Genomic DNA, 15,059 nt, shown 5'->3' with positions numbered 1-15,059 from the left:
CCGGTGAACGGCCGGCGAACCGGCCCGGCCGAGGTCAACCCCGGACGATGCGGCGCAGCTTGTCGACCCGGGGCCCGATCTCCCGTTCGTGGCCGTGGTCGGTGGGGTGGTAGTAGTCGACGCCGACGAGCTCGTCCGGCGGGTACTGCTGGGGCAGCACGCCACCGGGGTCGTCGTGCGGGTACTTGTAGCCCTGGGCGTTGCCGAGGGCCGCCGCGCCCGCGTAATGACCGTCGCGCAGGTGCGGCGGGACCGCGCCCGCTCTGCCCGCCGCGACGTCGGCCATGGCCGCGCCGATCGCGGCCACGACGGCGCCGGACTTCGGGGCGGTCGCCAGGTGGATCGTGGCCTGCGCGAGGGCCAGGCGCCCTTCCGGCAGGCCGACCAGCTGCACCACCTGCGCGGCGGCGGTCGCCGTCTGCAACGCCGTCGGGTCGGCCATGCCGATGTCCTCGCTGGCGTGGATCATCAACCTACGGGCGATGAAGCGCGGGTCCTCCCCCGCGCTCAGCATGCGCGCCAGGTAGTGCAGCGCGGCGTCGACGTCCGAGCCGCGGATGGATTTGATGAACGCGCTGATCACGTCGTAGTGCTGGTCGCCGGCACGGTCGTAGCGGACCGCCGCCTTGTCCACGCTGGCCTCGACCAGGTCCACGTCGACGGTGCCGTCGAGGGAGGACTCGGCCGAGGCTTCCAGGGCGGTCAGCGCGCGGCGGGCATCGCCGCCCGCGATACGGACGAGGTGATCGAGCGCGGCGTCGGTGACGGCGTACTCGCCCGCGAGACCACGCGGGTCGGTGACAGCGCGGCCGAGTACCTGGCGGATGTCGGCTTCGGTGAGCGAGCGCAGTTGCAGCACCAGCGAGCGCGACAGCAGCGGCGACACCACCGAGAACGACGGGTTCTCGGTGGTCGCGCCGACCAGCAGGACGATCCGGTTCTCCACTGCGGCGAGCAGGGCGTCCTGCTGGGTCTTGGAGAAGCGGTGCACCTCATCGATGAACAGCACGGTCTGCTCACCCGCCGACAGCCTGCGCCGCGCCATGTCGATGACCGCGCGCACCTCCTTCACCCCGGCCGAGAGCGCCGACAGCGCCTCGAACCGGCGGCCGGTGGCCTGCGAGATGAGCGCGGCGAGGGTCGTCTTGCCCGTGCCGGGCGGACCGTACAGCAGTACCGAGGCGGCGCCCGAACCCTCGATCAGCCTGCGCAGCGGGGAGCCGGGACCGAGCAGATGCTGCTGGCCGACCACCTCCTCCAGCGCGGCCGGACGCATGCGCACGGCCAGCGGCGCACCCGAGTCCCTGCGCACCACGGTGTCGATCGAATGCTCCGGAGGCACGGCGGCACCGGGCACGTCGAACAAACCATCGCTCACGGAAAGAACGTTACCGAGCCGCACCGACAGCGCCGGCATACCGTTCCCGCGCCGCGACGGCACGCCCCGATCGGCGGAGCGACCGGCCGAGTTGCGAGTCGTCGGTACTTCGGATGGGATCGGTACCCGTGACTGAAAACGCGATCGTTTCAGATTCCTCGGACTCCGGGCGCTTCGCTCGGCGCACCCTCTTGAAAGGCAGCGCGGCCGCCGCCACCACCACGGCGGTGCTCGGCGCCGCACGCGCGCGAGCCGCGATACCGATATTCCGGCACGGCGTCGCCTCGGGCGACCCGCTCCCCGACGGCGTCGTCATCTGGACCCGCGTGACCGTCTCCGACGACGCGACGCCCGGCTCGGGCTTGGGCGACCCGGCGACCGTGCGCTGGGAGATGGCCGCGGACGAGCGCTTCCTCTCGATCGCCGCATCGGGGTCCGTAACGACCGCGGCGGAGTCCGACCACACCGTGAAGGTCGACGTCTCCGGCCTTGCGCCGGGGGTCGAGTACTACTACCGATTCACCGCCCTCGGCTCGACCTCACCGGTGGGCCGCACCAAGACCGCGCCCGCCACGGCGGACGCGCCGGACCGCCTCCGATTCGGCGTGGTCTCGTGCTCGAACTGGGAAGCGGGCTATTTCGGCGCATACCGCCACCTGGCCGCCCGCACCGACCTGGACGCGATCGTGCACCTCGGCGACTACCTCTACGAGTACGGCCGCGGCAATTACGGCGGGCGCGACGGCGCCGTACGGTCGCACGAACCCGCCGACGAGATCGTCGGCCTGGCCGACTACCGCATTCGCCACGCCCAGTACAAAACCGACCCGGACCTGCTCGCCCTGCACGCCACGCTGCCGTTCATCTGCACCTGGGACGACCACGAATCCGCGAACAACTCCTGGTCCGGCGGCGCGGGCAACCACGATCCCGTGACCGAGGGCGGCTGGCCGGACCGGCGCGCGGCTTCGGTGCAGGCATACCTGGAGTGGATGCCGGTCCGAGCGTCGGGATCGGGCGCCGACGTGCGGATATACCGCAGACTGCGCTTCGGCACCCTGGCCGAACTCACCATGCTGGACCTGCGCAGCTACCGGGACCAGGAAGCGAAGCCGGGAGCGCACTGGCGCGCGGCCGACGATCCGGCGCGCACCATCACCGGAAAGGCGCAGATGGAATGGCTGACGGCGGGCTTGGCGTCCGCGCCGGTGCGGTGGAAGCTGGTCGGCAACTCGGTCATGGTCGCGCCGCTGGTCTTCCCGCCGCTGGAGCCGGCCACCACGGCGGCTTTCACCAGCACCATCGGCGTCCCGCAGTCCGGCCTGCCGCTGAACGGCGACCAGTGGGACGGGTACACCGCCGACCGCGCCCGCCTGTTCCGCGCCATCATCGACCAGCAGATCTCGGACGTGCTGTTCCTCACCGGAGACATCCACTCCTCGTGGGCCGCCGACCTACCCGTGGACGCGGCGAACTATCCGGGCGGCGCGACGGCGGGCGCGGAGTTCGTCGTGCCGTCGGTGACCTCGACAAGCATCGGCGACATGCTCCGGGCGAACTCCGCTCCGATCGCCGAATCGATCAAGACGGTCAACCGTCATCTGCGCTACGTCGAACTGGATTCGCACGGCTACGGCGTCCTGGAGATCACGGCGGACCATGCGCAGATGGACTGGTACTACCTGCTGAACGTGGCCGACCCGAATTCGGGTGTGCGCCATGGCGCTTCGTTCGCCGTCCGCTCCGGGGACCGGATCCAGGCGCGGCAGAACCCGATCGGCTGACCTTCGCGGCGGATCACTCGCCGCCTGCGCATCCGCCGCCACCGCCACCGCATCCTCGTCCACCGCCGCTGTAATCGCTCTTACCTTGCGGCTTGTTCCGCCACTGACGGGCGCGCGTCTCCCTGCTGAGCTGGGCTCCGGCCGCGCGGGCACGTGTCGCCGGGTCATCGCCGACCCGGCGACGTGCTTTGTTCCGTCGGGAGATCACGACGCCGATCACCGCGGCGACGACAACGATCACAAGCAAAACGAGCACTAGCCGACCCACCCGGCACTCCCTCTTCCCAGCGCTCGCATCTCTGATGACCGAGCGCTCCGAACCTCTCATTGTGCCTGGGCGAGAGGGCAATTCATATCCGGTTGCGCAGGCCGGAGGTTGCTGAGAGCCGGCAGCGCACGATATCTCCCGGACGTCGATCACTCCGGTGGTTCCGACCGGCTACGACGCGCAAGCATTCGGCGACATGCCCTTCCGGGGTTTGCCCGTAACCGGGGCTGACGGGACACTCCGGACCACAGGTCACCCAGCGGTCCAGCGGACGGAGGTCCGCGGAAAACGGCGGACCACCGCCGCCGGGCTTCGAGCGCCCGCATCGTGCAGCGGCGCGGCATCCATATCCGGCTTCGTCGCGGCCGATCGCACGGCCGCGCCGAGCTTGGCGGACACCGGCGCAAGTCCTATTCCGACCAACGCTCTTCCAGCATCGCCGAAACGTCCTCGGCGAAGTCACCGACGATGTCGTCACCCGTGCAGCGCGCGTCTTCGGCGAGCGCTGCCCAGCGGTTGATCAGCGCCGCCGACCGCGGCACCGACAACCCGTGCTCCCTGGCGGCCGCGATACGCGTGTGATCGGCGGGCAGGAACCAGTAGGTGGACAGCCATACCCAGATCAGCCGGGCTTCCAGGATGCGTTCGGCGAGCTGTTCGTCGTCGGCCAGGGCGGGCCACACGCCCACGACCTCCGCACGCCAGGCCTCCACCATCTGCTGGGCTCGTTCCCGGGAGAGTTCGACGTCGCACAGGCAGCCGGGGAAGGACACCAGCGCGTAGGCGATGTCGAGGGTGGCGTCGCGGAAGCCGCCCCACTCGTAATCGAGGAAGCGAGCGCCCTCCTCGTTCAAGATCACATTGTCCGGGCAGAGGTCCGAAGGGCTGAACGCCCGGAAACGACCCGCCGAGAAGAGCCGATTGCCGCGCACGATCCGCTCGGCGATCTCGCCGGGCACCTCGATGCCCAGTTCGCGCTGCAGCATGCCAGGCACCTCGGCGATCGCCGTCTCGGCCTGCTGCGCGATGCCGTCCACCCGGTGCACCACGTCGACCCGGCGCAGCAACGCGACGAAGTCCGCCTCGCGCCCGACGGTGGCGGCGTGCATGCGGCCCAGCGCCTGGGCGAACGCCATCAGGGCGTTGCGGGTGGCCGGCTCGGCGCCCGAGTGCAGGACGGCGGTCAGCAGCGAGTTCTCACCGAGATCGCTGAGGATCAGCAGTCGGTCGGGGAGGCTGTGGGCGATCAGGTACGCGCCCGGGCGGTGCTCCCGGCTCAGCGCGGTGGTGAACTGGTAGGACACCGCCTCGCGTAGGAAGGCGGAATCGATGCTGGCCACCCCGGGGGCCAAGCCGCCGGTCCGGCGATCCTGGGCGGCCCCGCGGACCTGCTTGACAATCAGGGTTCGCGGCAACGAGAACGCGTTCTCCGCTACACGCACACGTAGGACCGTCGTCCTACCACTACCGCTGAGTTCGATCGGATCGCTCAGCTTTACCGGAGCACCCATTCGCTTTGTGAGCAACTGTTGCGCTGCGGACACGACTTCGGCGGCGCGTTCGGCCAATAGTGCGGTCATCGCCTCTCAAGTTACTCGCATCGGGTCACTTCTAGCGAGCGGTTACACAACCTTTCCGCGTCGCCCGGCGTGTCCGCGGCGAGGCTGGACAGCCGCCGCCGGTCGCTTGACACCTTTGCACCCGTGGGGTTTTCTCATCGTCAACTGCCGTGCGCCACACCGCAAACCAGTTGAGTGGAAAGGTCTCCGCGTGACCGAAACCCCGCCCCCCGCACCCAAACAATCAGCTGGCGGCGCTTCCTCCCCCAACGACGACGAACACTTCGCGGCCCGGCAGGGCCAACACGGGAGCCCGCATCCAGAGGCTCCCGGCCCCGGGACCGGCCACGCCCGCCAGGAAATGGCGGGTTCTTCCGGATATCCGCAGGCAGAGGGCCCCGGCGCGGCGCACTACGGCAGTGAACCACCGCCCCCGCCCGGGGGCGCCCCGCACCCCAGCTACGGCCCGCCGGGCACCGGGCCGGGCTGGAACCCGGCAGGCCCCGCGCCGGTCCAGGAGCCGGTCTACGGCTACCAGCAGGTCCCCACCGGTCCGAGCACACTGGACGTGGGCCAGGCGCTCAGCTACGGGTTGGCGGCGTTCCGGGCCAATCCAGGGCCGTGGGTCGGGGTGACCGCGGTGGGCCTGGTCATCTATCTGGGGTTCCTGCTCGTCGTCCAACTCACCGATCCGACGACCATGCTGCCGCTGCTGTTCATCTTCTTGGCGGTCATGGCCGGGATATGGCTGTTGCAGGCGGCGATGGTGCGCGGCGCACTGTACGAGACCGACGGCACTCCGCCACCGTTCGGCGCCTATTTCCGGTTCGTGAACGCGGGCAATGTGCTGCTCACCGCGCTGCTGGCGTTCCTGCTGACCTTCCTCGGCTCGGCGATCTGCTTGCTTCCCGGGTTGATCGCCGGGTGGCTGTGCATGTTCTCGCTGCATTTCGTCGTCGATCAGGACCAGGGTCCGTTCGAGGCGCTGAAGTCCAGCTTCACGCTGGTGGTGTCCAACGCCTGGCAGGTGCTGCTTCTCGCGCTGGCAGTGCTGGTGGTGACCTTCCTGGGGCTACTCCTGTGCGGTTTCGGCCTGCTCGTGGCGGGCCCGGTCGCCACCATCGCGGTGACCTACGCCTACCGCACGCTCACCGGCGGCACGGTCGCCGCGCGGTGAAGCCCGCCTCACCTGCCGATCGGTGAGCACCTCCCGATCCACTGTGTGAATCGTTCGAGCGGTCCGGCCTCCTTACCCGTGCGAGGCCGCAGCGCGAGCACGATGACCCCGGCCACGATGACACCCACCATGTTCACCGCGAGCTGACCCGCGGACATGAACGCCACCCGCCATTCCCCCAGGGTCGCCGCCACGACGGCGAAGCCGGCCGCGGGCACGGTGGTCACCGAGATGAACACGCCGACCAGCGCGGCCGATTTCGCGGTCACCAGCGACAGCATGCCAGCCGCGCCCGCCAGCAGCGCGACGACCAAGGAGAATGGTCCCACCTGGTAGATGAAGTCGACTTCATCGATACCGGAGACCCCGTCGATGGTGATCCAGCCGGCCTGCTGCCACACCAGCGTCGCCAGCAGCGTGACCACCATCGCCACCGGAAAACCGACCGCGAGCGCGATGGCCGACCGGCGGGCGAGCCGGAATTCCCTGCGCACCAGAGCCACCGCGAAGGCCGCCAGCGGCCCGAACTCCGGACCGACGACCATCGCGCCGACGACGGTCACCGACGAATCGGTCGCGACGCCGACCGCGGCGAGCAGGCAGGCGATGGTGAGAAAGGCGAGAAACGTCGCGTTGAGACTCGACTCCTCGTGTGTCTGCGCGAGCAGTTCCTCCCACACCACCGCGTCACTCGGATCGCCCGGCGCCTCGTGAACCGCACGTTCGCCCGCCTCCGACAGCATCGTCTCCACCGGCGTGAGCGTCAGGCCGCCGGAGCGGGACACGCCCAGCGCGGCCAGATCGTCGAGCACGTCGTTGGCGGCCTCGCGAGCCACGTCCGCCTGCACGAGGTCACCCTTCGGCTCCAGAGCGGCGCCGCGTGCCAGGGTCACGTGCGTGACCCCGGGGTCGGCGGCGAGCACCGCGAGCACCTCGTCGGTGATCTCCGGCGGGCTGATCATGCGCAAGTGCAGCAACGGATTTCCTCGCGGTCGGCGTCCTCGAGCAGAGACGTGGCTGACCAGAAGGTACCGTTCGGGCGGGCGCCTCGCTACGGCGCGGTCTTGCTGTCCGCGCCCTTCTTCTGCTCCGGCTTGACGTCCAGTCCCGCTTCCTTGCGTTGCTGCTCGGTGATCGGCGCGGGCGCGTCGGTCAGCGGGTCGACGCCGCCGCCGGTCTTCGGGAACGCGATGACCTCGCGGATCGAGTCCTCGCCTGCCAGCAGCGCGGTGACCCGGTCCCAGCCGAAGGCGATGCCGCCGTGCGGCGGGGCGCCGAAGGCGAAGGCGTCCAGCAGGAAGCCGAACTTCTCCTGCGCCTCCTCATGGCTGATGCCCATGACCTCGAAGACGCGTTCCTGCACGTCGCGGCGGTGGATACGGATCGATCCGCCGCCGATCTCGTTGCCGTTGCAGACGATGTCGTAGGCGTAGGCCAGCGCCGAGCCCGGATCGGTGTCGAAGGTGTCCAGCGACTCCGGCTTCGGCGAGGTGAACGCGTGGTGCACCGCGGTCCAAGCGGAGTGGCCCACCGCTACGTCGCCGCTCGCGGTCGCCTCGACAGTGGGCTCGAACAGTGGGGCATCCACGACCCACACGAACGACCAGGCGTCCTCATCGATGAGCCCGACCTTGCGGGCGATCTCGACCCGCGCCGCGCCGAGCAGACCGCGCTGCGCCTTGGCCGCGCCTGCCGCGAAGAACACACAGTCACCCGGAACCGCGCCGACGTGCTTGGCCAGGCCCTCCCGCTCGGCCTCGCTGAGGTTCTTGGCGACCGGACCGCCCAGCGTGCCGTCCTCGTTCACCAGCACGTACGCCAGCCCCTTGGCGCCGCGCTGCTTGGCCCAGTCCTGCCAGGCGTCGAGCTGGCGCCGCGGCTGGCTCGCGCCGCCGGGCATGACCACCGCGCCGACATAAGGCGCCTGGAACACCCGGAACGGGGTGTCCTTGAAGTAGTCGGTGCACTCGGTGATCTCCACACCGAAACGCAGGTCGGGCTTGTCGGTGCCGAAACGGCGCATGGCCTCGGCGTAGGTCATGTGCGGGATCGGGGTCTGGATCTCGTAGCCGACCAGCTTCCACAGCGCGACCAGGATCTCCTCGGCCAGCAGGATCACGTCCTCCTGGCGCACGAAGCTCATCTCGATGTCGAGCTGGGTGAATTCCGGCTGGCGGTCGGCTCGGAAGTCCTCGTCCCGGTAGCACCGCGCGATCTGGTAGTAGCGTTCGATGCCACCGACCATGAGCAGCTGCTTGAACAGCTGCGGGCTCTGCGGCAAGGCGTAGAAGCTGCCAGGCTGCAGGCGGGCGGGCACCAGGAAGTCGCGGGCGCCCTCCGGCGTGGACCGGGTCAGCGTGGGGGTCTCGACCTCGACGAATTCGTGGCGGGCAAGCACCTCGCGTGCGGCGGCGTTGACCTTGGACCGCAGCCGGATGGCGTGCGCGGGCCCTTCGCGGCGCAGATCCAGGTAGCGGTGCTTCAGACGCGCTTCCTCACCGGGCTGCTCGTCCAGCTGGAACGGCAGCGGAGCGCTCTCGTTCAGCACCTCGAGCTCGGTGACGTTCACCTCGATGGCGCCGGTCGGCAGCTCCGGGTTCTCGTTGCCGCTCGGTCGCGGCTCCACGGTGCCGGTGACGCGCACGCAGTACTCCGCGCGCAGCCGGTGCGCCTGTTCGGCGGGCGCGCCCTCGCGGAACACCGCCTGCGCCACGCCGGACGCGTCACGCAGATCGATGAAGATGACCCCACCGTGGTCACGCCGCCGGGCCACCCAGCCGGTGAGAGTGACGGTCTGACCGGCATGCTCGCTTCGCAGCGAACCAGCCAAGTGGGTGCGCAGCACGGGGTTCCTTTCGACGACTCTGGCACCGGGCGCGGGGTGACCAGGTGCGAGTCCATCGTAGTGAGACACATTCCCCGAGTGGAAACCGATATCGCCGCGCCCATGCCAAGCTGTATCCGAGGCAGTGAGAATCGGGGAACCGTACGAGCGGGGGCTGCGCGGCCCCGACGGTCGAGCGAGAAAGCGACGACGATGACCTTCAACGAGGGCATGCAAATCGATCCCGACCGGGTTTCCTCCGGCGGTCCCGGCATGGGCGGCAAGCTCGCGCTGGGTGGTGGCGCGGGCGGACTCATCGTGCTGGTGCTGGCCCTGCTGCTGGGCGGCGACCCCGGCTCCATCCTCGGCAATTTCACCGGCGCGCCGGAGCAGAGCCAGACCCAACCCGGCACGGCGGGCACACCGAGCCACTGCAAGACCGGCGCGGACGCCAACAAGTACGTCGACTGCCGGGTGGCGCTCACCGCACAGAGCCTGGACGCCGTGTGGTCGGCCGAACTGCCCAAGCAGGCAGGCAAGCGCTATGTCCAGCCGCAGGTCGTACTGTTCTCCGGCGCGACCGCGACCGGCTGCGGCAATGCCACCAGCGATGTGGGGCCGTTCTACTGCCCAGCCGACCGGACCGCCTACTTCGACACCAGTTTCTTCCAAGATCTGGTGGACCGCTTCGGTTCCAGCGGCGGTCCGCTCGCACAGGAATACGTGGTAGCCCACGAGATCGGCCATCACATCCAGAATCTGCTGGGTGACCTCGGCCGCGCGCAACGCGACCCGCGCGGGCCGGAGTCCGGGGCGGTGCGCACCGAATTGCAGGCCGACTGCTACGCGGGCATCTGGGCACACTTCGCGGACAAGCAGCCTGCGCCCGGCAGCGATCAGCCGTTCCTGAAGCCGCTGTCGGACAAGGACGTCGCCGACGCGCTGTCGGCGGCGGCCGCGGTCGGCGACGACCGCATCCAACGCGCCGCGCAGGGGCGGGTGAATCCCGAAGCGTGGACACACGGTTCGTCCGACCAGCGGCAGAAGTGGTTTCTCGCCGGATACCGGACCGGTCAGGTCCGTGCTTGTGACACCTATTCGGCGCAGGATCTGAACAATCCGTCCGCCTTGCGATAGAACCGGATCGAATCGCCTCAGCGCGCCGATTCCCGCAGGGGTCGGCGCGCTGTCATGATCTACGGCAGTTCGTCTGCGCCGCAGGCGAACACGGACAGCACCGGGAAGATGGGATCGATGCGAGTAACGAAAGCTGTTCTGCTGGTTGTGATGCTGATCGTCGCGGTGGGCTCGGGGACCGCCACCGGCGACCCGGCCCTGGACCGCCCGAGTGCGCTACCGCCGATCAGCGCACCATTGGCGCTGTTCACGCTGACCACCATTCCGGACGGATGGCAGGCCCGGACGGATCTACGCCCGCAGTTGGAGATCTTCGCCGACGGCCGGGCGGCCAGCAGTCCCGATGCCGTGGCGGCCGAGCGTCGTCCCGAGACTACGCCGAAGCGGATCGACGGCCACATCCCGCCCGACGTGCTGAGCGCGGCGCTGGCCGAGACCAAGGCGCTGGCCACGACGGACCTCGGGGTGCCCAAGGCCACCGATCAGAGCAGCCGGATCATCGACTACATGCCGCAGTTGCCCTCGGAGGACGTGCATTTGGTGGTGTACTCGCCGGAAACCACCGAAGGACTCGGCGCCGAACAGCAGGCCGCGCGCAAACGCTTCGCCGATCTCTACAAGAGACTGCTCGACTCGTTCGTCCCGGACAACTGACATTCGCTTTGCACTCGGCCCGAACGACGGTGAACCGTTCAGGCCGGGTGCGGCGCGAAACATCCGTCAGAACTGGTCCTGCTCGTAGTCCGAACTGATGATCTCGTCGGAGTGCGTCGCGCCGATGACGTCGGGGGTGGACTCGCCCAGGGGGCCGGTGAGATCGTCGTTGCCGGTCGGGCTCAGGTACGGCTGCACGTTGCGCGAATGTTCCTCGTCGTTGCTGCGCTGCCCCGCCGCGGCGGCCGGACCGCCCATGAAGCTGTTCGATCCCGCCGGGGTGGTGCTGCCGGGTGTGCCGGTACCGAATGCAGTAGTGCCGGGCACACCGCCGACCGGGCGAATCGGAGCAGCCGTGGCGCCGGGCAGGCCGCCGGGCTTGGGCACCGAGGGTGTGCTCGGACTTCCGGGCCGACCTGGGCTGCTGCCGAGAAGCGCGCTCGGCGTGCCATGGCTGGTACCGGGGCTGTGCGAATTGAGCACCGACGACGGCGTGGTCGTGGGATTCGACGTCCCTGGCGTGTAGGAGTCCAGGCCCGCCGCCTTGGTCGCGGTGTCCGACGCGGTCGACTGCGCCTGCTCCAGGATGGGCTGGCCGACGTTCTGCGCCAACGCCTGCGCGACCTCCTGCGGGGCTGGCCCGCCGCCCGGCGCGACCAACTGCTGCACCATGCCACTGAGTTCGGCGGTCTTGCCCGCCAGGTCCCCACGGGTGGCGTTGACCACCCCGACGGCATGGCCGAGGTGTTCGGTGGCCGAGGCGATCAGCGTCGCCTGCGCGGGCGGGGTCAGGATCACCGGCGCGAGCGCGGTCGCCTGGGTGGCGAATGAGGACGCGATGCCGAGCAGCTGGGCGTTGCCCTGCTGGACCACCGCGGCCGCACGCTGGGTGATCTCGGAGATGTCGAGGCCCCGCTGGCTGGTCTCCTGCCCCTCCACGTTCGCCTGCTGGCTCGCGGCCTGGGCATTGCGGGCGGCCTGGCTCTGCCACAACTGCTCGACGGTGCCCATGCTTCCCTTGCCCACCTGCATGGCCATCTCGATGATCTTGGAGGACTGGCTGAGGATCGCGGTCGGATCGAGCGCGCCGATGACACCGGTGCCGAAGCTGCCGAGCAGGTCCAGGATCGGCTTCATCAGCACGTCCACGCCGGGCAGCGCGGGCAGCGCGACGCCCTGCATCAGCGCGGCGACCGGGTCGGCGGGCAAGGGGGGCAGCGCCCCGGCCGCGGTCGCCGCCTGATTCACCGTGCTCGCGACGGCGCTCGGCGCGTCGGCGAGCGAGCCGTTCAGCACGCCGTGCGCCTGATCGAGCGCCGCCTCCACCACCGGCGTCGCTACGTGGCCGACCGCTGTGTTCATGTCGCCGAGCAGCGCCGACGCCTCGTGCGGCACGCCGGGCACGTCCTGTGCGCCCGGTGCGCCGTTCAGTCCGGGCAGACCGGCAGGCACGGCGCCCGCCGAATGCTGCTCCTCGGAAATCTTGCGCGACAGCACGAAGGCAGGCGGCTCGATGGGCGGCAGGTCTTCGGGCAATTGGGGCAGCGGAAGGTCGAGCACCGCCTGGGCCGGCGACTGCTGCAGCGCGTCCAAGACCGTCTGCTGGCCGATGGCGACGTTCTGCTCGGCCGCGTGCGCGACGGCGTCGTCCTCCGGCGCGATGACGCCACTCTCCAGCGGTCTCATACCGCGCCCCCGATCTGGCCCGTGATCGAGCCGAGCGCGCCGGCGTTGGACCAGTCGGCGGCGTCGTAGGCCGCCGCGGCGCTGAAGGCCGAGTCCGAGAGCTTGGCGTACTTGGCCGACAGATCGTTGATGTCCTTGGCCTGCAACACTTGTGCCGCGGCGAACATCGCCAGGTAGTCCGCCCCGATCAAGCCGAATACCGGGACGAGCGCGGAAACGTTCTTCACCGCGTCGAAATTGCCCGCCCCCGCGAGATCACCGGCGATGCCCGCGTTCGTCGCGGCGAACGCCCGGACCGCCTCGGTCTCTACCGAGAGATCACTCATCGAGTTGCCCCCCAAATCGTCGTACAGAGCTGCGTCTTGAACTTGTCGTGATCCGCCGGGCTCCTGCCGAATCGGCTAGAGCCGCTACGGTTGCGCTCAATATAGCGGACCGTACCGGCATGTTTCGAGCCCGAACGCGCCGCACGGCAGGGCAATCGGAACGAAACTGGAACGTGTTGCAAATTAGAACAAGTTCTATATTCTCTGTCCCATGAAGGTCGCAGTGACCGGCGCAGCCGGCTACCTTGGCACGAATCTGCTCCGCCTCCTCATCGAGCGCGGCCACCAGGTCACCGCCATCGATCGGGCGATCCCCGCCGAGACGGCGACGCCCGGCGTCACCTGGGTGCGGGGCGACGTGCTCGACCCGGCATCCATGCGCGCCGCGCTGGAGGGCGCCGAGCTGGTCTACCACCTGGTCGCGGTGATCACCCTGGCCGAGAAGAACGATCTCGCCTGGCGGGTGAACACCGAGGGCGTGCGCGTGGTCGCCGAGGCGGCGCTGGCGGTCGGCGCGCGCCGGATGGTGCACGCCAGCTCGATCCACGCGTTCAACCAGTACAGCTGCGGCGGGCGGATCGACGAGAGCGCTCCGCGATCGACCGACCCCACGCTGCCGGTCTACGACCGGTCGAAGTGGGCGGGCGAGGTGGAATTGCGCAAGGTGATCGACCGAGGCCTGGACGCCGTGCTGTGCAACCCCACCGGCGTCTTCGGCCCGCTCGACCACGGCAAGCCGCTGTCGCGCATCAACCGGACGCTCAAGGACGCGGCGCTCGGGCGCATACCCGCCATGATCGGCGGCGGATTCGACCTGGTGGATGTCCGCGACGTGGCCGAGGGCCTGATCCTGGCCGGGGAACGCGGCCGCACCGGGGAGAACTACCTGCTCGGCGGATCGATGATCTCGATGCTCGAACTGTGCCGTATCGCGGCGACCCACGGCGGCAAGCGCGGGCCGAAGTTCACCATCTCCCCCAAGCTCGTGTCCGGCGTCATCCCCGTGCTGGCGCCGATCGGCAAGTTGTTCAACTCCGACATCGTCTCCAAGGCCGCGCTCGGCGCCCTGATCTCCGCACCCGTCGTCGACCACGCCAAGGCCGAACGCGAACTGGGCTACCGGCCGCGCCCGCTCGACGAGACCGTCCGCGACCTGGTCGCCTTCTTCGGCGAGCCCATCCGGATCACCCCATCCGACACCCGCCGAATCGCTTGACAGCTGATAGAACACATGTTCGACTGAGGGGGTGCGGTGGCAGAACCAGACCCTGGACGCCGAGGACGGCGCGCTGCCCGGGTTGTCCCGGGCGGGTCTGGTGCGCACCGTGCGGACGCCCGAGTTCGAGGGCATCACTTTCCATGAAGTGCTGTGCAAGAGCGCGCTGAACCGGGTGCCCGAGGGCGCGAACGTGCCCTTCCAGTGGACCGTCAATCCGATGCGCGGTTGCTCCCACGCGTGCCGCTACTGTTTCGCACGCGGCACGCACGAGTACCTGGATCTGGACGCCGGCCGGGATTTCGACTCGCAGATCGTGGTGAAGACGAACGTCGCCGCGGTGCTGCGCAAGGAACTCGGCAGGCGGTCCTGGCGCCGCGAACCGGTCGCGCTCGGCACCAACACCGATCCCTATCAGCGCGCCGAGGGCCGGTATCGACTGATGCCGGGCATCATCGTCGCGCTGGCCGAGTCCGGAACCCCTTTCTCCATCCTCACCAAGGGCACGCTGTTGCGCCGGGACCTGCCGTTGCTCGCGTCGGCCGCGCGCGAGGTGCGGGTGAGCCTCGCGGTGTCCATCGCGATCCTCGATCAGGATCTGCACCAGAGCCTGGAACCCGGCACGCCGTCCCCGCGTGCTCGCCTGGAGCTGGTGCGGGCCCTCACCGACGCGGGGTTCGCCGTGAACGTCTTGGTCGCGCCGGTCATTCCCTGCCTCACCGACGGCCGGGCACATCTGGACGCGATCTTCGGCGCGATCGCCGAGGCGGGAGCCGAATCCGCCGTCGCGTTCCCCATGCATCTGCGCGGCAGCACCAGGGGCTGGTTCCTGTCCTGGCTGGCCGAGCACCATCCGGCGTTGCTGCGCCGGTACCGCCGGCTCTACCGCGGCGGCGCCTACGTCACGCCGGAGTACTCCGCCTGGCTGCGCGCGCGAGTCGCTCCGCTGCTGGCGGAGCACGGTTTGACGGCGCGCAGGCAACCCGAACCGGAGACACGACCCGAAACCGCGCACACGACCGACGCGCAGCTGGCATTGTTCGCCTGACG

12 protein-coding genes are annotated in these 15,059 nt (G+C 69.5%); 6 read left to right on the top strand and 6 right to left on the bottom strand.

Annotation, left to right across the window (positions count from 1 at the left end; genetic code table 11):
- Nucleotides 1-34: 34 nt before the first annotated feature.
- Entirely contained in the window at nucleotides 35-1,378 is a 1,344-nt protein-coding gene (locus K8O92_19770; protein ID UAK30183.1) for a replication-associated recombination protein A, read from the bottom strand.
- Nucleotides 1,379-1,491: 113 nt separating this feature from the next.
- Here K8O92_19770 and K8O92_19765 point away from each other — a divergent pair, with 113 nt between their 5' ends.
- Nucleotides 1,492-3,162, top strand: coding sequence for an alkaline phosphatase D family protein (locus K8O92_19765; protein ID UAK30182.1), 1,671 nt, complete (start codon nucleotides 1,492-1,494; stop codon nucleotides 3,160-3,162).
- 678 nt (nucleotides 3,163-3,840) lie between these two features.
- On the opposite strand, the gene K8O92_19760 is transcribed toward K8O92_19765, so the two are convergent.
- Nucleotides 3,841-5,010: a kinase gene (locus tag K8O92_19760; GenBank protein ID UAK30181.1), complete on the bottom strand. Its 1,170-nt coding sequence runs from the start codon at nucleotides 5,008-5,010 to the stop codon at nucleotides 3,841-3,843.
- A gap of 190 nt (nucleotides 5,011-5,200) precedes the next feature.
- Here K8O92_19760 and K8O92_19755 point away from each other — a divergent pair, with 190 nt between their 5' ends.
- A complete protein-coding gene (locus tag K8O92_19755; GenBank protein UAK30180.1) occupies nucleotides 5,201-6,166 on the top strand; it encodes a hypothetical protein in 966 nt (321 codons plus the stop codon).
- An 8-nt stretch (nucleotides 6,167-6,174) separates the two neighbouring features.
- Here the strand turns inward: K8O92_19755 and K8O92_19750 are convergent, their stop codons facing one another.
- Nucleotides 6,175-7,143, bottom strand: a complete 969-nt coding sequence (locus K8O92_19750; protein ID UAK30179.1) for a DUF389 domain-containing protein — start codon at nucleotides 7,141-7,143, stop codon at nucleotides 6,175-6,177.
- A gap of 74 nt (nucleotides 7,144-7,217) precedes the next feature.
- A complete protein-coding gene (gene aspS / locus K8O92_19745) occupies nucleotides 7,218-9,011 on the bottom strand; it encodes an aspartate--tRNA ligase (protein UAK30178.1) in 1,794 nt (597 codons plus the stop codon).
- 192 nt (nucleotides 9,012-9,203) lie between these two features.
- Here aspS and K8O92_19740 point away from each other — a divergent pair, with 192 nt between their 5' ends.
- Both K8O92_19740 and K8O92_19735 read left to right on the top strand, forming a co-directional pair.
- Nucleotides 9,204-10,127: a neutral zinc metallopeptidase gene (locus K8O92_19740; GenBank protein UAK30177.1), complete on the top strand. Its 924-nt coding sequence runs from the start codon at nucleotides 9,204-9,206 to the stop codon at nucleotides 10,125-10,127.
- 117 nt (nucleotides 10,128-10,244) lie between these two features.
- On the top strand, nucleotides 10,245-10,781 hold the full coding sequence (locus tag K8O92_19735) for a hypothetical protein (protein ID UAK30176.1): 537 nt from the start codon (nucleotides 10,245-10,247) through the stop codon (nucleotides 10,779-10,781).
- A 66-nt stretch (nucleotides 10,782-10,847) separates the two neighbouring features.
- On the opposite strand, the gene K8O92_19730 is transcribed toward K8O92_19735, so the two are convergent.
- Entirely contained in the window at nucleotides 10,848-12,467 is a 1,620-nt protein-coding gene (locus K8O92_19730; protein ID UAK30175.1) for a hypothetical protein, read from the bottom strand.
- On the bottom strand, nucleotides 12,464-12,793 hold the full coding sequence (locus tag K8O92_19725; protein UAK30174.1) for an ESX-1 secretion-associated protein: 330 nt from the start codon (nucleotides 12,791-12,793) through the stop codon (nucleotides 12,464-12,466). The genes K8O92_19730 and K8O92_19725 overlap by 4 nt, the downstream gene beginning before the upstream one ends.
- A gap of 211 nt (nucleotides 12,794-13,004) precedes the next feature.
- Here K8O92_19725 and K8O92_19720 point away from each other — a divergent pair, with 211 nt between their 5' ends.
- Together K8O92_19720 and K8O92_19715 are read left to right on the top strand one after the other, a co-directional pair.
- Entirely contained in the window at nucleotides 13,005-14,009 is a 1,005-nt protein-coding gene (locus tag K8O92_19720) for an NAD-dependent epimerase/dehydratase family protein (GenBank protein ID UAK30173.1), read from the top strand.
- Nucleotides 14,010-14,040: 31 nt separating this feature from the next.
- The gene (locus K8O92_19715) at nucleotides 14,041-15,057 is read left to right on the top strand and encodes an Rv2578c family radical SAM protein (protein ID UAK30172.1); all 1,017 of its coding nucleotides are present in this window, start codon (nucleotides 14,041-14,043) and stop codon (nucleotides 15,055-15,057) included.
- The last annotated feature ends 2 nt before the right edge of the window (nucleotides 15,058-15,059 follow it).

This window comes from Nocardia asteroides (assembly GCA_019930625.1).
Classification (GTDB): Bacteria; Actinomycetota; Actinomycetes; order Mycobacteriales; family Mycobacteriaceae; genus Nocardia; species Nocardia sputi.
The sequence above is the reverse complement of the archived record's forward strand: the minus strand, read 5'-3'. Positions and strand labels throughout refer to the sequence as shown.